This is a genomic window from Caballeronia temeraria (genome assembly GCF_001544795.2).
In the GTDB taxonomy this organism is placed as follows: domain Bacteria; phylum Pseudomonadota; class Gammaproteobacteria; order Burkholderiales; family Burkholderiaceae; genus Caballeronia; species Caballeronia temeraria.
On record NZ_FCOI02000050.1, the window covers coordinates 13,761 to 35,231 of the forward strand.

19 protein-coding genes and 1 pseudogene are annotated in these 21,471 nt (G+C 64.7%); 9 read left to right on the forward strand and 11 right to left on the reverse strand.

All coding sequences use genetic code 11. The features are described from left to right. Positions 1-90: 90 nt before the first annotated feature. Positions 91-231, reverse strand: a pseudogene (locus AWB76_RS43330) (winged helix-turn-helix domain-containing protein); the annotation flags it as partial. Between AWB76_RS43330 and AWB76_RS42525 the strand changes: the two are divergent. The 3 genes from AWB76_RS42525 (at position 176) to AWB76_RS36185 (ending at position 3,085) form a co-directional block, all read left to right on the forward strand. Then, positions 176-646 carry a hypothetical protein gene (locus tag AWB76_RS42525; protein ID WP_244173638.1) on the forward strand — a complete coding sequence of 157 codons (471 nt, stop codon included), beginning with the start codon at positions 176-178 and terminating at the stop codon, positions 644-646. The pseudogene AWB76_RS43330 and the gene AWB76_RS42525 sit on opposite strands and share 56 nt — an antisense overlap. Next, on the forward strand, positions 592-1,095 hold the full coding sequence (locus AWB76_RS42530) for a hypothetical protein (RefSeq protein ID WP_244173639.1): 504 nt from the start codon (positions 592-594) through the stop codon (positions 1,093-1,095). Before AWB76_RS42525 ends, AWB76_RS42530 begins: the two co-directional genes overlap by 55 nt. 190 nt (positions 1,096-1,285) lie before the next feature. Continuing rightward, a complete protein-coding gene (locus AWB76_RS36185) occupies positions 1,286-3,085 on the forward strand; it encodes a RecQ family ATP-dependent DNA helicase (protein WP_061164887.1) in 1,800 nt (599 codons plus the stop codon). On the opposite strand, the gene AWB76_RS36190 is transcribed toward AWB76_RS36185, so the two are convergent. The 4 genes from AWB76_RS36190 to AWB76_RS36205 form a co-directional block, all read right to left on the reverse strand. After that, positions 3,051-4,034, reverse strand: coding sequence for a HEAT repeat domain-containing protein (locus tag AWB76_RS36190; RefSeq protein ID WP_061164888.1), 984 nt, complete (start codon positions 4,032-4,034; stop codon positions 3,051-3,053). The genes AWB76_RS36185 and AWB76_RS36190 overlap by 35 nt on opposite strands. Before the next feature lie 2 nt (positions 4,035-4,036). Beyond that, positions 4,037-4,282 (reverse strand): 4Fe-4S dicluster domain-containing protein, encoded by a 246-nt coding sequence (locus AWB76_RS36195; RefSeq protein WP_061148611.1) that lies wholly within the window; start codon positions 4,280-4,282, stop codon positions 4,037-4,039. A 10-nt stretch (positions 4,283-4,292) separates the two neighbouring features. Further along, complete coding sequence (locus AWB76_RS36200) at positions 4,293-5,963, reverse strand: fumarate reductase/succinate dehydrogenase flavoprotein subunit (protein WP_061164889.1); 1,671 nt, start codon at positions 5,961-5,963, stop codon at positions 4,293-4,295. Between the two features lie 68 nt (positions 5,964-6,031). Then, a complete protein-coding gene (locus tag AWB76_RS36205) occupies positions 6,032-6,838 on the reverse strand; it encodes a GntR family transcriptional regulator (protein ID WP_061164890.1) in 807 nt (268 codons plus the stop codon). Between the two features lie 158 nt (positions 6,839-6,996). On the opposite strand from AWB76_RS36205, the gene AWB76_RS36210 reads away from it, so the two are divergent. From AWB76_RS36210 to AWB76_RS36220, 3 genes are all read left to right on the forward strand, one after another. Then, on the forward strand, positions 6,997-7,620 hold the full coding sequence (locus AWB76_RS36210) for an RBBP9/YdeN family alpha/beta hydrolase (RefSeq protein ID WP_061164891.1): 624 nt from the start codon (positions 6,997-6,999) through the stop codon (positions 7,618-7,620). 92 nt (positions 7,621-7,712) lie between these two features. Continuing rightward, on the forward strand, positions 7,713-8,714 hold the full coding sequence (locus AWB76_RS36215; RefSeq protein ID WP_061164892.1) for a sulfate ABC transporter substrate-binding protein: 1,002 nt from the start codon (positions 7,713-7,715) through the stop codon (positions 8,712-8,714). Positions 8,715-8,801: 87 nt separating this feature from the next. Continuing rightward, positions 8,802-10,094, forward strand: coding sequence for a chloride channel protein (locus AWB76_RS36220; RefSeq protein WP_061164904.1), 1,293 nt, complete (start codon positions 8,802-8,804; stop codon positions 10,092-10,094). Positions 10,095-10,119: 25 nt separating this feature from the next. Here AWB76_RS36220 and arsH read toward each other — a convergent pair whose 3' ends face one another. The 6 genes from arsH to AWB76_RS36250 form a co-directional block, all read right to left on the reverse strand. Then, positions 10,120-10,881, reverse strand: a complete 762-nt coding sequence (gene arsH / locus AWB76_RS36225) for an arsenical resistance protein ArsH (protein ID WP_061164893.1) — start codon at positions 10,879-10,881, stop codon at positions 10,120-10,122. A 35-nt stretch (positions 10,882-10,916) separates the two neighbouring features. Then, positions 10,917-12,002, reverse strand: a complete 1,086-nt coding sequence (gene arsB / locus AWB76_RS36230; RefSeq protein ID WP_061164905.1) for an ACR3 family arsenite efflux transporter — start codon at positions 12,000-12,002, stop codon at positions 10,917-10,919. A gap of 16 nt (positions 12,003-12,018) precedes the next feature. Then, positions 12,019-12,345 (reverse strand): ArsR/SmtB family transcription factor, encoded by a 327-nt coding sequence (locus AWB76_RS36235; protein ID WP_061164894.1) that lies wholly within the window; start codon positions 12,343-12,345, stop codon positions 12,019-12,021. A gap of 83 nt (positions 12,346-12,428) precedes the next feature. Continuing rightward, positions 12,429-13,880 (reverse strand): efflux transporter outer membrane subunit, encoded by a 1,452-nt coding sequence (locus tag AWB76_RS36240; protein WP_061164895.1) that lies wholly within the window; start codon positions 13,878-13,880, stop codon positions 12,429-12,431. Then, complete coding sequence (locus AWB76_RS36245; RefSeq protein ID WP_061164896.1) at positions 13,877-16,996, reverse strand: efflux RND transporter permease subunit; 3,120 nt, start codon at positions 16,994-16,996, stop codon at positions 13,877-13,879. The genes AWB76_RS36240 and AWB76_RS36245 overlap by 4 nt, the downstream gene beginning before the upstream one ends. Further along, a complete protein-coding gene (locus AWB76_RS36250; protein ID WP_061164906.1) occupies positions 16,993-18,114 on the reverse strand; it encodes an efflux RND transporter periplasmic adaptor subunit in 1,122 nt (373 codons plus the stop codon). The genes AWB76_RS36245 and AWB76_RS36250 overlap by 4 nt, the downstream gene beginning before the upstream one ends. Here AWB76_RS36250 and AWB76_RS41330 point away from each other — a divergent pair. From AWB76_RS41330 to AWB76_RS36260, 3 genes are all read left to right on the forward strand, one after another. Next, a complete protein-coding gene (locus AWB76_RS41330) occupies positions 18,100-18,306 on the forward strand; it encodes a hypothetical protein (RefSeq protein ID WP_157696299.1) in 207 nt (68 codons plus the stop codon). The two genes, AWB76_RS36250 and AWB76_RS41330, sit on opposite strands and share 15 nt — an antisense overlap. A gap of 68 nt (positions 18,307-18,374) precedes the next feature. After that, the gene (locus AWB76_RS36255; protein ID WP_061164897.1) at positions 18,375-18,998 is read left to right on the forward strand and encodes a TetR/AcrR family transcriptional regulator; all 624 of its coding nucleotides are present in this window, start codon (positions 18,375-18,377) and stop codon (positions 18,996-18,998) included. A 151-nt stretch (positions 18,999-19,149) separates the two neighbouring features. Then, positions 19,150-21,465, forward strand: coding sequence for a mechanosensitive ion channel family protein (locus AWB76_RS36260; RefSeq protein ID WP_061164898.1), 2,316 nt, complete (start codon positions 19,150-19,152; stop codon positions 21,463-21,465). Positions 21,466-21,471: the final 6 nt, after the last annotated feature.

Here is a 21,471-nt window from a genome sequence, read left to right on the forward strand (position 1 = left end):
GCGCGCAAGTGCAGATCGGCGACCTCGTTTCGATGTTGCGTGTCGAGCGCGCTGGCGCAGGTAGTCGCGCATCAGATGGTGATAGCGGAACCAGCGCCCTTCGATGTCCATCGGCTCCAGCAAAAGCTGACGCGCGGCGATGGATTCCAGCATGCGTTGACTATCGGCGACGCCGGTGATCGCCTCGCACAGCGGCGCGTTCAACTGCTCGACGATCGACGTGCGCAGCATGAACTCGACCACGTCGTCCGGCAGGCGCTTCAGCATCTCTTCGATATACGCGGCGAACGGCCGCGACGCGCCGGACGGCATCGGTGCTTCCGTCTGCGCGCGATATTCCTCGCGGGCCAGCACGGACGCGGAAATGCGCAGCGCGGCGGCCCAGCCTTCGGTGTTCGCGAAGAGCGCGCGCAGCGAAGTGGCGTTCAGCTTGCCCGGACATTCGCGCTCGACGAAGGAGCGCGTTTCGTCGAAGTTGAAACGCAGCGTCGATGCGTCGATTTCCAGCAGTTCGTTTCGCGCCCGCAAGCGCGCGAGCGGCAGCGCGGCGTCGGCGCGCGTGCAGATCACGACATGCACGTGCGCGGGCGCATGCTCGATGAAGTACGTGATGACTTCGCGCACGACAGGCAGGCTGATCAGGTGATAGTCGTCGAGAAAGAGATACAGCTCGTCCTCGACTTCGACCAGTTCGTTGATGAGCGTCGCGACAATCGATTGCGCGGGCACGAGCGAAGCGTCGGCGGTGAGGCCGATCGCCGATGCGCCGATGCCGCCGCACGCCTGCCGCAACGTCTGCGCGAGATGGTGGAGGAAGCGCGCGGGTTCGTCGTCGTCGGCATCGATGGACATCCATGCGACGAGCGCGCCGCTCTTGCGCAGCCGGTCGAGCCACGCGAGCGCGAGCGACGTCTTGCCGAAGCCGGCGGGCGCCTTGATCACCACGAGCCGCTTGTTGTCGGCCTGCGCCGCCAGATCGACGAGCCGAGGCCGCTCGATCAGACCGGCCGGCAGACGAGGCGGCAAGAGCTTCGTGGCGAGAAGAAGAGTGGGCCTGACTGGCTCGATGGCGTCGGTCATTTGCGTCGGCGGTAGGGTCGCCGGGGTGGCCCGGCTGCCGGGAGACTAGGGATTCCTTTCGGGGAGATCGAAGCGCAGCCTGGCACTGCTCATCCGATGATACGCGAGTCGCGCGCGTGCGTGCCAGGCGCGAGGAACGGAGATTGCTCGGACGGTTCAGGCATCGGTCGCATGTCGCGATCGGGCGAGCCATCCTTTTCATCGAATGAACGACAGAGCCGATATCCGCACGCGATCGCGCAAGGCGCCCGATCGGGAACTCGAAGCCTCGCTGCGCAAGGTCTTCGGCTTTCCGCACTTGCGTCCCGGGCAGGAGGACGTGATTCGCAGCGTGCTCGACGGTCACGACACGCTCGCCGTGATGCCCACGGGCGCGGGCAAGTCGCTGTGCTATCAGTTGCCCGCGCTGCAGTTCGACGGCATGACGGTCATCGTATCGCCGCTGATTTCGCTCATGCGCGATCAGGCGACGAAGCTGATCGAGGCGGGCATCGCGACGGCCGTGCTCAACAGCGCGTTATCGGCGAGCGAGCAGCGCGAAGCGATGCAGGCCATCGCGCGGCATGAGATTCGCATGCTGTTCGTCACGCCCGAGCGGCTCGTCGATGCCGAGTTCATTGCCGAACTCACCGGAGAGGACATGCCGCCGATCGCGCTCGCGGTGATCGACGAAGCGCACTGCATCTCGCAGTGGGGCCACGATTTCCGGCCCGCATATGTCGAGTTGATTCACGCGATCAGGACGCTCGGCCGCCCGCCCGTGCTCGCGTTGACCGCAACGGCGACGTCTGCCGTCATCGTGGATATCGTGCGCGAGCTTCAGATGCGGCACGCGAACGTCATTCATACGGGCGTCTTTCGCGACAATCTGCATTTCAGCGTCGAGCAGCTCACGAATCCCGTAGACAGGCGCAGACGCGTGATCGAGATCACGACGCACGAACCGGGCAGCGGCATCATCTATTGCGCGACGGTGGCGGAATGCGAGGCGCTGTATGCAGCACTCGTCGATGCGGGCGTGCAAGCCGAGCGCTATCACGGCAAGTTGTCGCCGGGCGCGCGGTCGTCGTCGCAGGACGCGTTCATGGCGGACCGCGCGCGCGTGATGGTCGCGACCAACGCGTTCGGCATGGGCATCGACAAGCCCGACATTCGCTTCGTGATTCATGCGCAGATGCCCGGAAGTCTCGATGCGTACTATCAGGAAGCCGGCCGCGCCGGACGCGATGGCGAGGCCGCGCGTTGCACGCTCTTGTTCGAAATGAAGGACCGGCAGGTGCAGCAGTTCTTCATGAGCGGGCGCTATCCGAGCGCGGAGACGATTGCGCGTGTCGCGGAGACGGTGCGCGAACTCGCGCGCAAAGACGGCGTCAGCACCCTGGAAAAGCCGCTCGCGCGCCTGCGCGAAGCGTTGCCGGCTATCGGTGCGAACAAGCTGCGCGTGGCGGCTGCGCTGCTCAACGATATCGGCATGACTCGGCGCACGCGGCGCGGCGGCATGAAACTCGTCGGCGACGAACCCGCCATTGCGAAGCTCGATGAGGCATCGCAAGACTATGCAGCACGCAGCGAGCGCGATCGTGCGGTGCTCGAACGCATGGTCGGTTATGCGCAGAGCGCGCAATGCCGCTGGCGCATGCTGCTGGACTATTTCGTCGATGACATGAACGACGCGCGCACGTCCGCGCCGCTGCGCGCGAGCGACGTGGACTATCGCGCGCCCGACGACGAACTTGACGGCGGGCATTGTGGCATGTGCGACAACTGCCTGCATCCTCCGGAAGTCGTCGAAAGTCCGCGCGAAATGCGCGAACAAAGGCGCGCGAAAGAAGACGCGCTTTCCGATAGCGAGGCGAACACGTTCACGCCGGGCGATCGCGTGCGTGTGCGCCGCTATGGCGAAGGCGTCGTCGAAATGATCAGCGGCGAGCGCGTCGCCGTGCGCTTTCCCGATGATGAAACGCGCACGTTCATTGCGCGTTATGTGAAGCGTGCCGCTCGCTGATCTGCGCAATCGCGATGCGCGCGGCCTTCCGCACTTCGGGATCGCCGTCACCGAGCGCGGCGTCGAGCACGGCGAGCGCTTCCGTATCGCCGAGTTCGCCGAGCGCAAGCGCGGCTTCCTTGCGCACGTTGCTGATCGGAAAGGTCAGCAATTCGGCAACGGCGTGCGTGCTGGCGACATCGCGCAAACGTCCCAGCGCGCGCGCCGCCTGCAGCGTGACTTGCCAGTAGTCGTCGGCGAGTGCGCTTTCGAGTGCGTGGCGCGCCGCGCCGAGACGCAGCTTGCCGAGCGTCGCCGCGGCCTCTTCACGCACGCGCCATTCTTCATCCGAGAGCGCTTGCGTCAAGGTTTCGAGCACGCTCTCGTCCGTGGCAAAGCCCAATGCGCCGACGGCGGCGTGACGCACTTGCGTCGATTCGTCTGTGCGCGCGAGCTGCTTCAAATGCGGCAAAGCATGCGCATGACGCAGCCAGCCCAACACGCCGATGGCCTCGCGCCTCACGCTCGCCGATGTATCCGACAACGCCGCGAGCGCAGGTTCGGCTGCTTGCTGCAAGCGCAATTCACGCAATGCGCGCAGCAGCGCTGCGCGGGTGAATGCGTCGGCATTGGCATCGTCGAGATGCGGCAACAGGCGTTCGCCCGCAATCGGGTCTTTCAGCGCGGTGAGACTGTCGGCGGCGGCTTCGCGTGTGCCGATATCGGCATCGACCAGCGCAGCGCATAGCGCATCGACGGCCTCGTCCGTATCCCATGCGCCGAGACGCTGCGCCGCCGTTCGACGCACATCGGCATTCGTGTCGCGACGCAATGCGTCGGCGAGCAAGGGCAGCCATGCTTCGTCTTCGAGATCGGCCGCGTCGATCACCGCAAGGCGGCGCACGGTGGCGTCGGCGTTTGCGAAACGCGCGGCGAGAGCGGTGTCGAGAAGTGGATTGCTACGCGCCATGATCATCGAAGAAGATAGGGAATGTCGACATGCACCGCATTGGTCGGGCAATCGCGTTCGCAGGGCATGCAGTACCAGCATTCGTCGAACTTCATGAAGGCCTTGCCGGTATCGGGATCGATCGCGAGCAGGTCCATCGGACAGACGTCGATGCAGACCGTGCAGCCTTTGTCGGCGATGCACTTGTCCTCATCGATCATCACGGGAAGGCTCGAGCGCAGACGCGCTTCACGGGGCACGAGGGCCATGTTCTTTCTCCTATGCAGCCACGGGCTGCGACGTGCGAGCGACACGCAGACGCGAATACGCGCCGCGCTCGGTCTCGTCGACGGGAACCACATACGGCTCCACGGGTTTCCTGAACGACGTCATGCGTCCCGCTGCATCCTTCTTCAGATGCGTATGGCAGAACCATTCGTCATCGTTGCGCTCGGGAAAATCGACGCGATGGTGATACAGACCCCAGCGGCTCTCCGTGCGATACAGCGATGCGCGCGCGGCCATTTCCGCGCAATCGAGAATCGCGGCGACTTCGGCGGCGCGCATCAGTTCGTGTGGATCGGCAGCGCCGATTCGTTCGACATCCTCACGAATCTCCGCGAAGCGTTGCAGACCGATTTCCATGCGCCGCGTGACTTTCGGCGGCTGAAGATAGTCGTTCACGAAGCGGCGCAGCTTGTATTCGACTTGCGCGGCATCGAGCGCGGGCAACGCGCGGCCGGCGACATGCGAGGCCGCATCTTCGCCGGCGAACCATCCATACGTGAATGCGCCGAGCATGTAGTTGTGCGGCACGGCGGCCATGTCGCCCGCAGCGTAAAGCCCTTGCACGGAGGTGCGCGCGTGCTCGTCGACCCATACGCCCGATGCGCTGTGCCCGCTGCACAAGCCGATCTCGGAGATGTGCATCTCGATCATGCGCGTGCGATAGTCGTTGCCGCGCCGCGCATGAAAGCGTCCGCGGCTCGGCCGCTCGTTGGTGTGCAGGATCGTTTCGATCGTCTGTATCGTTTCTTCGGCAAGATGATCGAGTTTGAGAAACACCGGGCCGTTGCCGCTCTGGAGTTCCTGATAGAACTCCCACATCATTTGCCCGCTCCAGTAATCGCATTCGATGAACCGTTCGCCCTTGCCGTTGGCCGTATAGCCGCCGAGCGGTCCCGTCACATACGCGCACGCCGGGCCGTTGTAGTCCTTGATGAGCGGATTGATCTGGAAGCATTCGAGATTCGCGAGTTCCGCGCCCGCGTGATACGCCATTGCGTAACCATCGCCGGCGTTGGTCGGATTTTCGTAGGTGCCCATCAGATAACCCGATGCGGGCAGGCCGAGCCGTCCGGCCGCGCCGCAGCAGAGAATCACCGCTTTTGCGCGGATCACGTAGAAGTCGGCGGTTCGGCAATCGAACCCCATGACGCCCGCGATTTCGCCGTTCGGGCCGTTCAAGAGGCGCGTCGCGACGACACGATTCGTGATCTCCACGCGCGCACGCTTCAACTGCCGGTAGAGGACCTTCTTCACGTCGTGGCCTTCGGGCATCGGAAGGACATAAGCGCCCATGTGATGCACCTTGCGCACCGCGTAGTCGCCGGTGTGATCCTTCTCGAACTTCACGCCCCAGCGATCGAGTTCCTCGATCGTCGTGAAGCTGTGACGCGCATAGGCGTAGATCGTGGCCTGATTGACGATGCCGTCGTTGGCCACGGTGATTTCCTTCGTGTACTGCTCGGGCGTCGCATGGCCGGGAATGATCGCGTTGTTCAGGCCGTCCATGCCCATCGAGATCGCGCCGCTGCGCTTCACGTGCGCCTTGTCGATGAGCAGCACGCGCAAAGCCGGGTCGCGCTGTTTCGCCTTGATGGCGGCCATCGGGCCAGCCGTGCCGCCGCCAACGACGACGATGTCGTATTCGAGTTCGTGGGTCTGCATGATCGGGTCTCGCCGCTTGTTATGACAAGTCAGGACCAGATTCTAGAAGTGCGCGAACTGCGAGGGAATCAATTGTTTTTGCTTTGCTTGTGCCTGCTTCGAATAACGCGCGATGTGCCGGACGAGGGCCGCTCGCGATCGATACGCAGCCGGTACTGAAACGTGTCGCCACGGAAATAGAGGTACTCGAAGTCGATGGGCTCGCCGTCGGCATCGTGCGTGAGGCGTTCGATGCGCAGAAGCGGCGCGCCTTTCTTCACGTCGAGCGCATCCGCGATATCCGGCGCGGCGGCGATGGCGTCGATCGCGAGATCGGCGTGACCGAGCGGCACGGCGCAGTCGTTTTCGAGCATCAGGAAGATATCGCGCGTGGCGAGTTCCGCACGCTTCAGACGCTTTCCGATGGCTTCCGGCAGAAACGTCACTTCGTACGAAACGGGCAAGCGATTGAGCAGACGCACGCGATGAATCTCGGCGACGCTGCTGCCTTCGGGAAGCGCCAGTTGCGCGGCGACTTCCGCAGGCGCGGCCACGACGCGCATCTGCACGACGCGGTTGATGATCTCGTGTCCGCCTTCCGACATCGCCTCCGCGAAACCCTGCAACGATGTCACGTTCTGAAAGGCCTTCGGTTGCGACACGAACGAACCTTTGCCGTGCACCTTGAAGATCAGCCCTTCTTTTTGCAGGTCGCCGAGCGCCTGGCGAATGGTGATGCGGCTCACGTCGAACATCGTCATCAGCTCGCTTTCCGAAGGCATGCGGCTCATCGGCGGATAACGGCCATCGAGAATGCCGGTGCGCAACACGTCCTTGATCTGCGTGTAGAGCGGCACGTGCGATTCGAGCGAGACGGATGGGCGACGAGTCGGCATGAGAAAGGGAAGGGCGTGGAAGGCGGGCGTTTCGAGCAGGGATTATAGCGGCGGGCTGCGCCCCGATCGCCATAAACAAATGACGAAATATTGGTTAGCCGCGCCCGTGCGCTGCCCGAGAATGGAGTCTGACCAGTTCGGTCGAGCGAGGATCGAAGATGAATGAGCGTAATGCGCCTGATGCACGACGTGCACGACATGAAGGAACGCCGGTCACGCTCGTGACCGTTCCCGGCCTTTACGGCAGCGAGGACGCGCACTGGCAAAGCTGGCTCGAAGGCGAGATGCCGGGCGCGCGGCGCGTCGAGCAGCGCGACTGGAGCACGCCGAATCTCGCGATCTGGAGCGACGCCGTTCGCGACGTGCTCGCGGGCATCGACGGTCCTGTCGTCATCGCGGCGCATAGCTTCGGCTGTCTCGCGACGGCGCATGCGCTGAGCCACCCGGGCGCGGCTCACGCGAATATCGCACACGTAAAGGGCGTGTTGTTCGTCGCGCCCGCGAGTCCGGCGAAGTTCCGTTTCGCGGGCGCGTTCAACGCGCGCAGGCTCGATACGCTGTCGCTCGTCGTCGGCAGCGAGACCGATCCGTGGATGCCGCTCGACGATGCCCGCACGCTCGCGCAGCGTCTGAACAGCGCGTTCGTGAATCTCGGCGATGCGGGGCATATCAATACATCGGCGGGATTCGGGCCGTGGCCGCTTGCGAAACATTTCGTCGAAACGCTCGCGCGCCGCACATCGGCCGAATACGAAGAAGAGGAACAGCGCGCATATGGTTGAGCCCGCTGTCTGAAAACGTGTGATGCATGCAAGGCCGCCCTCGGGCGGCCTTTGTCTGTTGTGCGATTTGAACCCTTGTTTCAGGAGAAAAAATGGCGGTTTACAAGAAGCTGGTCATCACCGTGGCCCTCGGTATCGCGGCAGGCGTGGCGCACGCCGACACGACGCTGCTCAACGTGTCGTACGACGTGACGCGCGAGCTGTACAAGGATATCGACGCGGCGTTCGTCGCGGACTACAAGAAGAAAGCGGGCGAGACGGTATCGGTGCGGCAGTCGCACGGTGCATCGAGCGCGCAGGCGCTGTCGGTGACGCAGGGACTGCAGGCGGATGTCGTGACGATGAATCAGCCCAACGATATCGACTTGCTCGCCGAGCGCGGCCAGCTCGTGCCCGCGAACTGGCGCAGCCGTCTGCCGGACGCGAGCGCGCCCTACACGACGACGATGGTCTTTCTCGTCCACAAGGGCAATCCGAAGAACATCAAGGACTGGAGCGATCTCGCGCGGCCCGGCGTGCAGGTGGTGATCGCGAATCCGAAGACATCGGGCAACGGACGTTACACGTATCTCGCCGCGTGGGGCTACAAGAAACAGCAAGGCGCAAGCGATGCGCAGGCGCAGGACTTCGAGAAAGCCGTCTTCAAAAACGTGCCCGTGCTCGATGCCGGCGGCCGGGGCGCGACGACGACGTTCACGCAGCGCGGCATCGGCGATGTACTCGTCACCTTCGAGAACGAAGTCGGCCTCATGAGCGCCGGACCGGGCGCGAAGGAATTCGAGGCCGTGTATCCGTCGGTGAGTCTGCTCGCGGAACCGCCGGTGTCGATCGTCGACAAGGTGGTCGACAAGCGCGGCACGCGCAAGGAAGCGCAGGCGTATCTCGACTTCCTCTTCACGCCGGCTGCGCAGGAGATCATCGCGCAGCATCATCTGCGTCCGCGCAACGCCGACGTCCTCGCGAAGCACGCGAGCGAGTTCAAGCCGCTGAAGACCTTCACCGTCGAGCAGATGTTCGGTAGCTGGCAAAAGGCGCAGAAAACGCATTTCGCCGATGGCGGCACCTTCGATCAGGTCGTGGCCGACAAGAACTAACGTGCGATTTCGAAACCGTGTGCGCAGCGCGAAGAGCAGCGGACGAAGGACGAGTTAAGCTGTCTTTTTTTCCGCGAGGTGAACGCGATGCCCTCGACGAACCCAGGCGCGAAGCTCATCGCCGTCACCGTGCTCGTCGGGCTGGGCGCGGGGCTCGGCGGCATGTCGCTGGCGCTGCTGCTGCATCTGATCCAGCACGTCGCGTTCGGCTATAGCCTCGATGCCTTCATCGGCAGCGAGAGCTTTCTCGAAGGCATCTCGGGTGCGTCGCCCGCTCGGCGCTTCATCGTGCTGACGCTCTGCGGCGTGATCGCGGGCTTCGGCTGGTGGGGCGTGCACCGGTTCGGCAAACCGCTCGTCAGTATCGCGAAGGCCGTCAAATCCGACGATCCGCGCATGCCGCCCGGCAGCACGGTCGCGCATGCGCTCCTTCAGATCGTCACCGTCGCGATGGGCTCGCCGCTCGGCCGCGAAGTCGCGCCGCGCGAAATCGGTTCGTTGTGGGCGGGCTGGCTCGCGCACTACGCGGGTCTCACGCCCGCGCAATCGCGCATCATGGTGGCGTGCGGCGCGGGCGCGGGGCTGGCCGCGGTCTATAACGTGCCGCTCGGCGGCGCGGTGTTCGTGCTCGAAGTGCTGCTCTGCACATTCGATGGCGCGATCATCGCGGCGGCGTTCGCGACTTCATCGATTGCGGCGATGGTCGCGTGGATCGGCCTCGGCGACGGTCATCAATATCATCTGCCGGATTTCGCGCTGAATGCGCAACTGCTCGCATGGGCCGTCGTCATGGCGCCGGTGTTCGGCGCGGGCGCGCGGCTCTTCGCGAAGCTCACGAGCGCCGCACGCGAGAACGCGCCGCGCGGCAAGGCGCTGCCTTTGCTGTCGATTCTGAACTTCGCGCTGATCGGCGTGCTCGTCATCTATTACCCGCAACTCGCGGGCAATGGCAAGGGCGCGGCGGGCCTTTCGTTCGAAGATCACGTGAGCTTTGCGCTCGCCGGCGTGCTGCTCGTGCTGAAGGTGACGATCGAAGTGAGCTCGTTGCGCGCGGGCGCGCAAGGCGGCCTGCTCACGCCGGGCCTCACCAACGGCGCGCTGCTCGGCATAGTGCTCGGCAGCGCGTGGAACGGCATTTGGCCGGGCACGCCGCTCGGCGCGTTCGCGGTCATCGGCGCGGGCGCGTTTCTCGGCGCGGCGATGCAGATGCCGCTGACCGCGCTCGTGCTGATGCTCGAGTTCACGCGTTTCGATCACGACTTCCTGATTCCGTCGGCGCTTGCGATCGCGGGCGCGACGCTGACTTATCGATGGCTCGCGCGGCGTGCGGCGATGCCCGCCGCCGCGCCGCAGCAAGCGCTGCGGGGGCTATCGGATTGATCGGATCAGCCGGGCGATCATCTGCTCATTGCGCTTCGCGGTCGTCGGTGTCCGCATTCGCGTCGGCTTCGTGATTCATCGCGGCCGCGGCGAGCGTGCTTGCCTGCTGCGGCTGCGCTTCCTTGCGTTCGCTATAGCGGCTCGTGAGATAGTCGGACCGATCGCGCACCAGCAGCGTGAATTTGACGAGTTCCTCCATCACGTCGACGACACGATCGTAGTAGGCGGAGGGCTTCATCCGGCCATGCTCGTCGAACTCCTGCCAGGCTTTCGCGACGGAGGACTGATTGGGGATGGTCACCATGCGCATCCATCGTCCGAGCACGCGAAGCGCATTCACCGCATTGAACGACTGCGAACCGCCGCACACCTGCATGACCGCGAGCGTGCGCCCTTGCGTCGGCCGGACTCCGGCGGATTCGAGCGGCAGCCAGTCGATCTGATTCTTGAACACCGATGTCAGCGTGCCGTGACGCTCCGGGCTGCACCACACCTGTCCTTCGGACCACTCGGAGAGCTTGCGCAGTTCGACGACCTTGGGATGATCGGCCGGCACGCTGTCGACGACGGGCAAGCCGTGAGGATCGAACACGCGTGTGTCGGCGCCGAACAATTGCAGCAGCCGCTCGGCTTCCAGCGTGAGGAATCGGCTGTAGGAAGTGGGGCGCAGCGAGCCGTACAACAGCAGGATGCGCGGCGCATGGGTGGACGGCGAGCTCGGCTGGAGCTTCGCATTGTCCGGAATGTCGACGTGAGCGGCGCTCAGATTGGGCAGATTCGAAAGCATGGGCCGGAAGTGTGATGGTTCGCGCGAAGAGCGCGTCATGAACGTGGCGTATCGGCTGATCCGGAAGCTTCATACCAGCGCTGCGAGCGATTGATCGCCCCGGTCACGAACAACATGACCGGCACCTCGATGAGCACGCCGACGACCGTCGCCAGCGTCGCGCCCGAATGAAAGCCGAACAGGCTGACGGCGGTGGCCACGGCGAGTTCGAAGAAGTTGCTCGCGGCGATCAGGCTGGACGGTCCGGCGACGCAATGCGCGACGCCGAGCCGGCGATTCAGCAGATACGCCAGGCCCGAATTGAAGAGCACCTGAATCAGGATGGGCACGGCGAGCATCGCAATGACGAGCGGTTCCCGCGCAATAGCCTCGCCCTGGAAGCCGAAGAGCAGCACGAGCGTTGTAAGCAGGGCGGCCATCGACCACGGAGCGAGACGGGCGATCGTGCGGCCGAAGCTGGCTTCGCCCCGGGCCAGCAGATGCTTGCGCAGCCATTGAGCGAGCACGACCGGAACGACGATATAGAGACCGACCGAGACGATCAGCGTGCTCCACGGCACCGCGATCGACGACAGCCCGAGCAACAGCGCGACGAGCGGCGCAAAGGCGACGACCATGATCGCGTCATTGAGCGCGACTTGCGAAAGCGTGAAGTACGGATCGCCCTTGCAGAGTTGGGACCACACGAAAACCATCGCCGTGCAGGGAGCCGCCGCAAGCAGAATCAGTCCTGCGATGTAGCTGTCGAGCTGACCGGCGGGCAACCACGCAGCAAAGACGTGGCGAATGAAGATCCAGCCGAGAAGGGCCATCGAAAATGGTTTGACGAGCCAGTTCACGAGCAGGGTCACGCCGATGCCGCGCCAGTGATCGCCGACCTGCGCGAGCGCGGAGAAGTCGATCTTGACCAGCATCGGAATGATCATCACCCAGATCAGCAGGCCGACCGGCAAGTTGACCTGCGAGACTTCCATGCCGCCGATAGCGTGAAAGAGTCCCGGGAAAATCTGTCCGAGACCGATGCCGGCAATGATGCAGAGCGCTACCCAGATCGTCAGGTATCGCTCAAAAAAGCCGATGGCCGGTGTGCGCTTGCCGCGCGAGGCGTTCGTCGTGCTCATGGGCTTCGAGGGATCGTCAGCCAGCACGGCATTTCGACGAATCGCTTGCCGCGCAAGGCTCGCCCGCGCAGCAGTTCTCCGTCAGGAAGCCGATAAGACCGTTCATCGCCTCGAAGTTGGCCGCGTAGAACACGAACCGTCCTTCCTGCCGGGGCGTCACCAGTTCGGCGTGCGAGAGATCCTTGAGATGAAACGACAGACTCGACGGCGCGAGCCCAACTTGCTGCGCGATTTCGCCGGCGGCCATGCCGTCGGGTCCGGCCACGACGAGGGTACGGAAAATCGCGAGCCGCGATTCATGAGCGAGCGCGCCGAGCGCGCGTACGACGAGGTTCGAGTCCATGACCCGAACGATAACGGACTAATTTCGATATTTCAAGAATTATCGAAATGACCGTCTCGGGCGGTGAAGCCCGAGTCGTGATTTTATTTCCGGCCTGCGACGCTCGCACTTGACGCCACGGGCGAGCCCATCGCCTGAAAGAGCGCGGCCGTGTCGCTCAGGCGTGCGCTGCTCGCGCGAATCGTCGCGAGGCGCGCATTGAGATACTGCTGCTCGCTGCCACGCGCGGCGCGCGGTGCAATCGCGCCGAGACGCACGCGCGCCGCCGCATCCGCCGATGCATCGCGCGCCGCGCTGCTCGCGCTGTCGGCGAAGGCGAGCGTTTCGCTGTCGGTTTCGAGCGACGCCAGCGTGTTCGCGACATTCTGGAACGCCGCGAGCACGGTCTGCTTGTATTGCGCGACGGCGGCCTCATACGTGGCGATGGCCGCGCGCCGTTGCGCAAGCAGCGCGCCGCCATGAAAGATCGGCTGCGATAGCGACGCGCCCACACTCCACAACGCGCCCGCGCCTGAGAGCGCGGTCGGCCAGTCGAAGCCGCCTTTGCCCATCGATGCGGATATCGACAGGCTCGGAAACAGCTGCGCCGTCGCGACGCCGACTTGCGCGGCCGATGCTTTCAAAGCGGCATCGGCGGCCTGAATGTCGGGGCGCGTTTGCAGCAGTTCCGATGGCAGCACGACGGGCACATCGGACGGCACGGCGAGACTCGCGAGATCGAGATCGACGGGCGCCCGATCCGGCGTGCGTCCGAGCAGCACGGCGAGCGCGTGACGCGTCGCGAGCCATTGCGCACGCAAGCCCGGCAATTGCGATGCGAGCGTCGCCGCGTTCTGCTGCGCGGCGAGCATGTCGGCGCGCGATGCCGAGCCGAGCGCGTAACGCCGTTCGGCATCGTGCGCATCGTCTTTGGCGAGTCGGACGAGACGCTCGGTCACGTCGATCTGCGCATGCAACGCCGCCGCGCCGATCGCGCCCGTCACGATGTTCGCGGCGAGCGCGCGGCGCGCGGCATCGAGCTGGAAGGCTTGCTGATCGACCTGCGCGGCCAGCGCCGCATTCGCGTAGCGCGCCGCGCCGAAGAGATCGAACGTGTATTGCGCCTGAATCTGGCCGACGAACAGGTTGTAGAGCACGGTCGGCGGGCCGCCCTGGGGAATGCCGAGGCCGCGTTGCCGCGTCGCTTGTCCGCCTGCATCGATCTGCGGCAACAGCGAAGAACCCACTTGCGCGCGCAACTGTTCGCGCGCCGCGACGAGACTCTTGTCCGCTGCCGCGAGAGTCGGGCTCGCGCGCAAGCCTTCGTCGACGAGCGCGTTCAGCGCATCCGAGCGATACAGCTTCCACCATTCGGGCACGGGTTTCGCGCCCACATCGAAACGTTGCGACGCGCCTTCGGCCGTCACGCTCGACTGCGCTTGTGTCTCGACGCCATAGTGCGCGGGCTGCGGCATCGCGGGCGGCTTGCCATCGGGGCCGAGCGCGCATGCGCCGAGCGCGAGGCACGCCGCGCTGATCGATAACCGGCGAATCATGTCGATGCTCCTTCGCGTTCGTCGAGCTTCACGCGGAACCACGCGGCATAGAGCGCGGGCAGATAGAAGAGCGTGAGGATGGTCGCGCTCGTGATGCCGCCCATCAGCGCGGTCGCCATCGGGCCGAAAAAGTTGCTGCGCAGAAGCGGAATCAGCGCGAGCACGGCGGCGGCGGCGGTGAGCGTGATCGGCCGGAAACGCCGCACGGTCGCGCCGATGATCGCGTCGAATCGCTTGTGACCCGAGGCGATGTCCTGCTCGATCTGATCGACGAGAATCACCGAGTTGCGCATGATGATGCCGAACATCGCGATGACGCCGAGCATCGCGACGAAGCCGAACGGCTTGCCGAACGCGAGCAGCGTGACGACGACGCCGATCAGTCCGAGCGGCGCGGTGAGCACGACCATCATCACGCGCGAGAAGCTCTGCAACTGAATCATCAGGAGCGTGAGCACGACGATCACCATCACCGGCATTTGCGCATTGATCGACGCCTGGCCCTTGCCGCTTTCCTCCACCGATCCACCCACTTCCACGCGATATCCCACCGGCAGCGCGCGGCGAATCTCGTCGAGCTTCTTGTCGATGGCGTGCGTCACGTCGATGCCTTGCGCGTCGCCCTTCACGTCCGACTGCACGGTGATGGTCGGCTGACGGTCGCGTTCCCAGATCACGCCGTATTCGAGCGTATCGACAACACGGCCGAGCGCGCCCAACGGCACCGGTCCGTGCGGCGTCGGCATCGCGAGCGTCGCGAGCCGCGACGGATCGACACGCTCGGCGCGCGGCGCACGCAAGTCGACGCTGATCAGCTTGTCGCGCTCGCGATATTGCGTGACGGTGGTGCCGGTCAGCGTCATCGCGAGAAAGCTCGAAATGTCCTGCGACGTGACGCCCGCATCGCGCGCTTTCTGCTGATCGATCTCGAAGCGCACCGAGCGCTCCGACGGCTCGTCCCAGTCGAACTGCACGTTCGCCGTGCGCGAGTCGGCGCGCATGTCGGCGGCGACTTGCTCGGCGATGTGACGCACCGTGCCGATATCGTCGCCGCTCACGCGAAACTGCACCGGATAGCCGACGGGCGGACCATTCTCCAGACGCGACAGGCGCGTGCGTATGGCGGGGAGGCGTTCGCGCAACATCGGATCGAGCCAGCGCGCGAGTGCTTCGCGCGCCTCAACCGACTTCGCGGTGACGACGAACTGCGCGAAGTTCGGCGTCGGCAATTGCTGATCGAGCGGCAGATAAAAACGCGGCGCGCCGGTGCCGACGAAGCTCACCACGTGATCGATTTCATCGCGGCCCTTCAACGCCGCTTCGAGCCGCTTCGCTTCGCGCAAGGTCGCGTCGAACGATGCGCCTTCCTGAAGCCGCACGTCGATCAGAAGCTCCGGCCGATCCGAGCTCGGGAAGAACTGCTGCGGCACGAGCGTGAAGCCGGCCATCGCGACGAGGAACAGCACGACGGTGATCGCGAGCACGACAAAGCGCCGCTTCACGCACCAGCCGACCCAGCGGCGCAGGCGTCCGTAGAACTTCGTGTCGTAGATGTCGTGCTCGTGATCGTCGGGCAGATGCGCTTCCTTCTTGCGCTCGGGCAGGAGCTTGTAGCCGAGCAGCGGAATCAGCACGACCGCCGCGAGCCACGACGCGATCAGCGCGATCGCCGACACTTCGAAGATCGAGCGCGTGTATTCGCCGGTGCTGGATTTCGCGAGCGCGATCGGCAGAAAGCCCGCGACCGTGACGAGCGTGCCGGTCAGCATCGGGAACGCCGTGCTCGTGTACGCGAACGCGGCGGCGCGCGTGCGGTTCCAGCCTTGTTCGAGCTTCACGGCCATCATCTCGACGGCGATGATCGCGTCATCGACGAGCAGCCCGAGCGCGAGGATCAGCGTGCCGAGCGAAACCTTGTGCAAGCCGATATCGAACAGATACATGAAGAGCGCGGTGACGGCGAGCACGATCGGAATCGAGATCACGACGACCATGCCCGTTCGCACGCCGAGCGACACGAGACTCACGATCAGCACGATGACGACCGCTTCGGCGACGGCTTCGAGAAAGTCGTCGACGGAATGCGAAACGGCGTGCGGCATGCTCGACACTTCGGTCAGCTTCAAACCCGCGGGCAGTTGCGCGCGCAGCCTGACCATCTCCGCATCGAGCGACTTGCCGAGACGCACGACGTCTTCGCCAGGCTGCATCGTGATGCCGATGCCGAGCACGGGCGTACCGGCCGAACGCATCTGCGTGGCGGGCGGATCGATGTAGCCGCGTTTGATCGTCGCGATATCGCCGAGCCGGAACGAACGCCCGTTCACGTTGATGAGCGTATCGGCGAGCGCGTCCACGCTCCTGAACTGACCGCTTGGACGCACGAACACGCGGTCGTTGGGCGTGGTCAATACGCCCGCGCCCGACACGGCGTTCTGCCCGTCGATGGCCTGCGCGATCTGCTGCGGCGATAGGTTCAGACGCGTGAGCGTGGTGTTGGGAATCTCGACATAGATGCGCTCTTCCTGATCGCCGAAGTAATCGACCTTTGCGACGCCCGGCACGCGCAGGAGAACGGTGCGCAGGGCATCGGCGTAATCGTGCAGTTGCGCGGGCGAGAAGCCGTCGCCTTCGAGCGCGTAGATGTTGGTGTAGACGTCGCCGAACTCGTCGTTGAAGAACGGGCCTTGCGTGCCGGGCGGTAGAGTGGCGGCGATATCGCCCACTTTCTTGCGGATCTGATACCACTCGTCGGGCACGTCCTTCGCGGGCGCGGAGTCCTTCATCTGAAAGAAGATCAGCGATTCGCCGGGACGCGAATAGCTGCGCATGAAGTCCGTGTACGGCGTCTCTTGCAGCTTGCGCGCGATGCGGTCGGTCACTTCCTCCTGTACCTGACGCGCGGTCGCGCCCGGCCAGAATGTGCGGATCACCATCACGCGGAACGTGAAGGGCGGGTCCTCCGATTGCGCGAGCCGCGTGTACGCGAGGATGCCGAAGATCGTCGCCATCGCTATGAGAAACACGACGAGTGCGCGATGCCGCAGCGCCCACGCCGAGAGATTGAAGCGGCCTTCTTCGTGCCGATACGCGTCGTCTTCGCGGTTGTCGCTCATGACGCGAAGTCCTCGGGATGCAGCGGCGCGACGACGCGCACTTTCTCGCCCGCGGAAACCGTATGCACGCCTTGCCACACGATGCGCTCGCCCGCCGCGACGCCGCCCGCGATGGTCACCGTGCGCTCGCCATAGCGCGCGACATCGACGCGCCGCAGTTCGAGCGCATCGCCCGGTTGCTTGACGATCCAAACGGCGGGATGGCCGTTGTCGTGAAAGAGCGCCGTCGATGGAATCGTGAACGCGCCTTTCGCGTCGTTCGATGCGGCGAACGCGATATCCGCCGTCATGCCGAGACGCACGTCGGGCGTCGGCGCTTCGAGCGTGAGCTTCGCGCGCCAGGTGCGGCTTTGCGTATCGGCGGCGGGGGAAAGCTCGCGCACGCGCGCCTTGAAGGTTTTCCCGGGCACTGCCGCGAGCGTCACGCTCGCTTCGTGGCCGACGGCGAACGCGCTGAGCGCGGCTTCGGGCACGTCGCAGATCACGTCGATATCGCCGCTCCATGCGAGCGTGTAGACGGCCTGGCCCGCCGTGACGTTCTGGCCGGTGTCGGCCTGTTCCGCGGTGATGACGCCCGCGTGGTCGGCGGCGAGCGTCGCGTAGCGCAGTTGATCGGCGGAAAGTCCCGCCTGCTGCTGCGCCTGATTGCGCTGCGCGAGCGCGGATGCGTAGGCGTTCTGCGTCTGTTCGAGTTGCGCGGGCGCGATGAGATTTTCCGCCGCCTGCGCGCGATCGCGATCGAGCTGCTGCTTCGCATACACCAGTTGATGCTCGGCGGCATCGAGTTGTGCGCGGGCGCTGGCGCTGTTCTTTTCGGCATCGGCGGGATCGAGCCGGGCGACGATCTGGCCGGCTTTCACGCTGTCGCCGAGGCGCACGCGCCGCTCCAGAATCTTGCCGTTGATGCGAAAGGAGAGCGGCGTCGAATAGCGCGACTGAACCTGACCGGGGAGGCTGGACGCGCTCGCGTGGCCATCGGCCTGTGCCGCAACGGCGACGACCGGACGCGGCGCGGGCGGCGGCGCCTCCTGCCGTTTGCAGGCGGCGAGCGCGATACAGAGGATGGGTACGAATGCCGCGCGCGCCACGACGGGCGCGGGTGATTGCAAGAGCTTCACAGGAACCTCGGCGCCCGCAAGGGCATGGTGCTGCGCGCCTTGCGCAAGCGACGCGCCGCTCATGGGCGAAGCAGGGAAAATGGGCTATCCGGCGGCAATTTCGAGAACGAGCGTGAGCGGGGAAATCGGTGCATCGACCTGAAAGCCCCGTCCGGCAAGGGTTTCGACGATCCGGACAAGAATACGAAGTGAATTCTAATACACACTTGTATCTGAATGCAAAGCCGGATTTGTAAGCTCCGCGATGCTACACTTCGCGCATGAAACCAGTACGTCTCACCCGCGAGCAGAGCCGTGACCAGACGCGCCAGCGTCTGCTCGACGCTGCGCAGGCGGTTTTCATCAAGAAGGGCTTCGGCGCATCGAGCGTCGAGGACGTGGCCGCCGACGCGGGCTATACGCGCGGCGCGTTCTATTCGAATTTTTCGAGCAAGGCCGAGCTGCTGCTCGAAGTGCTCAAGCGCGATCACGACGCGATCATGGAGCGCCTTTCCACCCTTTTCGAAGATGGCGAGGCCTCGCGCGCCGACATGGAAGCGCGCGTGCTGCAGTACTACAGCGAGTGTTATCAGAACAACGCGTGCTTTTTGCTGTGGGTCGAAGCGAAGCTGCACGCGAGCCGCGACGCGACCTTTCGCGCAAGCTTCAACGCCCTGATGCGCGAGCTGCGTCAGACCACGACCGATTACATCCGCGCATTCTCTGAACGCGTGGGCACGCCGCTCACGATGCCGCCGGAGCAGATGGCGCTCGGTCTCATCGCGCTGTGCGACGGCGTGCAGTTTTTTTATTCGTCGGACCCGCAATCGGTGCCGGCGCAATTCGCCGAAGACGTGCTCGCGCAGTTCTTTCGGCGTGTCGTGCTGAGCGGCGCGGGCGAATAGAGCGCGTTGTTCTCTCGCGCCGCGTATTGCCGATGGCACGCGTGAATTCGATAGGCTACTCTTTGCCCGAGGGTTGAACAGACCGCGCCTGCGGTCTATCGAAATCGTTCGCGATTCCGCGAAACGGGATGACATCCTGGAGGGCCACTCCATGAGCGCATTCACGCGGCGTATCGAAGCGGGGCATGTTCTGATCGCGCTCGCCGTCTTCATCGGCTGTGTGGCGTGCATGTTCCCGTCGATGGCCGCGCCATTGCCCGCCGCGATGCAGAAGTTCATCGCGCCGCAGCCGGCGTCCGGCGCGCCCGCTGCGTCCGCGCCATCGCCCGCGAGCCGGGCGGAAATGGTGCGTTCGCTGAACACTATCATCGGCACGCTCGACAACGACGCGCAACGCAGCGCATTCGTCGCGCAACTCAAAGTGCTGCGCGATGCAACGCAAAACAGCACGCCGGCCACGCCCGCATCCGCGCCCGCCAATGCCGATCTGCTCGGCGCGATCGCATCGGGCATCGCATCGGTCGAAACGAATCTGAGCGAAGGCATCACGCCGTTGCGTTTCTGGGCGGCGCGCGGCGATGCGGCCGCGGGCGAGCTGCAAGCGGTCGTCACGGGCGCGAAAGGCGAGTCGTTCGGCAGGATCGTCGCGGGCATGGGCGCGACGCTCGCGGGTTGGGGACTGTGCGCGTATGCGTTGATCCGCTTGCAGCGGCGCATCTTCGCGCGCTATGGCCGGGACGTCGCGCTCGCGCCGAATCCGACCTCGATGCAACTGCTCTTTTTCGCGCTGCGTCAAAGCGGGCCGTGGGTCGTCGCGTTCATCGCGGTGCTGCTCTTCGTACGCGCGATGCCCGATGCGCTCGGCCGCACGCTCGGGCTCGTCATTGCTTACGCGATCGTCGCGGGTTCGATCTTTTCCGCGATCTGCATGATCGTGTTCTCGGTGTTCAGCACGGCGCATCGGCGCGTGGCCGTGCAGCAATTGCTCGGGCGCACGCTCTGGCCGCTCTTTGCGATCGGCGCATGCGGCGCGCTCGGCGATGCGACCGCCAACGCCGATGTCACGCGCCAGCTCGGGTCCAATCTCGCGGGCGTCGTGTCGACGTTTGCGAGTCTCGCCGCTGCCTTGCTCTCCGGTTATTTCGCGCTGGCTTACCGGCGGCCCGTCACGCATCTGATCCGCAATCGCCCGTATGCGCGCAGGCGCGATCACCAGTTCGCAACCGAAGCGCTCGATATCCTCGCATCGCTATGGCATATCCCGATCCTGCTGATCGCGGTGGCCTCCGTGGTCGCGATCATCGACGGGCGCGGCGCGGAAGGCGACGTGCTGCGGCCTTCGCTATTGAGCGCGGCGCTGCTCGTGCTCACGCTGTTCGCGTCCGCGATGCTGCTGCATCTGACGCGCCGCCGCGACACGCGCGCGCAACGCCGCGCGCCGCATCTTTCGCGGCTATTGCGTTTCGGATGCACCCTGATCGTGCTTCTGATCTGGCTGGCGTATCTGCGTTTCGAGCTCGAGTTATGGAGCGGACCGATCGCGCGGCTCATCAAGCACAGCGCGATGACGCCCGCCTTCAGGCACACGCTGATCGCGGTCGTCGCGACGGTGTTCGGCGCATGGTTCATCTGGATTCTTCTCGACACGCTCATACTCGAAGCGCTCGGCCCGAACAGCTCGCGCAACAAGGCGCTGAGTCCCGGCGTGCGCGCCCGCACGATGCTGCCGCTCGTGCGCAACGGCATCTTCGTGACGGTCGCGAGTCTCGCGGCCATCGTCGCGTGCGCGAGTCTTGGCATCAACCTGACGCCGCTGCTCGCGGGCGCCGGTGTGATCGGTCTCGCGGTCGGCTTCGGCGCAAAGTCGCTCGTCACCGATCTGATCACGGGGCTTTTCATCATCGTTGAGGAGACGATCTCGGTCGGCGACTGGATCGATATCGATGGCGGACATGCGGGCACCGTGATGGACCTCACGATCCGCACGGTGCGTCTGCGCGATGGGCAAGGCGCGGTTCACACCATTCCGTTCTCGCAGATCAAGATCGTGAAGAACCTGTCGCGCGATTTCGCCAATGCGGTGTTCGAAGTGCGCGTGCCGTTCGCGACGAAGCTGGACGACATCACGCGCATGATCAACGAAGTGGGCGCCGAGATGATCGACGATTTTCGCTTTCGCAGCGACATACTCGGGCCGGTCGAAGTGTGGGGACTGGAACGCTTCGAGGCGAACTGCATCGTCGTGAAAGGGCAGATGAAGACGAAGCCGCTGCAGCAATGGAGCGTCGCGCGCGCGTTCAACGCGAGGCTCAAGCTCAAGATGGACGAAGCGGGTATCGAGATGATGCTGCCGCAAATGCAGCTTCAGGCATCGCCCGAACGCAACGAGCGCTCGCACGCGGAAATCCGGCTTGCAACGGATGGCGCCGTGCAGCCGGACCTTCGCGTGCTCAAGGAATCGCCCTGAACGCTG

Coding starts and splice junctions, on each gene's coding strand:
- AWB76_RS42530 (WP_244173639.1), top strand. CDS start 592: ATGCTCGATGAAGTACGTGATGACTTCGCGCACGACAGGCAGGCTGAT.
- AWB76_RS36185 (WP_061164887.1), top strand. CDS start 1,286: ATGAACGACAGAGCCGATATCCGCACGCGATCGCGCAAGGCGCCCGAT.
- AWB76_RS36190 (WP_061164888.1), bottom strand. CDS start 4,034: ATGGCGCGTAGCAATCCACTTCTCGACACCGCTCTCGCCGCGCGTTTC.
- AWB76_RS36195 (WP_061148611.1), bottom strand. CDS start 4,282: ATGGCCCTCGTGCCCCGTGAAGCGCGTCTGCGCTCGAGCCTTCCCGTG.
- AWB76_RS36200 (WP_061164889.1), bottom strand. CDS start 5,963: ATGCAGACCCACGAACTCGAATACGACATCGTCGTCGTTGGCGGCGGC.
- AWB76_RS36205 (WP_061164890.1), bottom strand. CDS start 6,838: ATGCCGACTCGTCGCCCATCCGTCTCGCTCGAATCGCACGTGCCGCTC.
- AWB76_RS36210 (WP_061164891.1), top strand. CDS start 6,997: ATGAATGAGCGTAATGCGCCTGATGCACGACGTGCACGACATGAAGGA.
- AWB76_RS36215 (WP_061164892.1), top strand. CDS start 7,713: ATGGCGGTTTACAAGAAGCTGGTCATCACCGTGGCCCTCGGTATCGCG.
- AWB76_RS36220 (WP_061164904.1), top strand. CDS start 8,802: ATGCCCTCGACGAACCCAGGCGCGAAGCTCATCGCCGTCACCGTGCTC.
- arsH (WP_061164893.1), bottom strand. CDS start 10,881: ATGCTTTCGAATCTGCCCAATCTGAGCGCCGCTCACGTCGACATTCCG.
- arsB (WP_061164905.1), bottom strand. CDS start 12,002: ATGAGCACGACGAACGCCTCGCGCGGCAAGCGCACACCGGCCATCGGC.
- AWB76_RS36235 (WP_061164894.1), bottom strand. CDS start 12,345: ATGGACTCGAACCTCGTCGTACGCGCGCTCGGCGCGCTCGCTCATGAA.
- AWB76_RS36240 (WP_061164895.1), bottom strand. CDS start 13,880: ATGATTCGCCGGTTATCGATCAGCGCGGCGTGCCTCGCGCTCGGCGCA.
- AWB76_RS36245 (WP_061164896.1), bottom strand. CDS start 16,996: ATGAGCGACAACCGCGAAGACGACGCGTATCGGCACGAAGAAGGCCGC.
- AWB76_RS36255 (WP_061164897.1), top strand. CDS start 18,375: ATGAAACCAGTACGTCTCACCCGCGAGCAGAGCCGTGACCAGACGCGC.
- AWB76_RS36260 (WP_061164898.1), top strand. CDS start 19,150: ATGAGCGCATTCACGCGGCGTATCGAAGCGGGGCATGTTCTGATCGCG.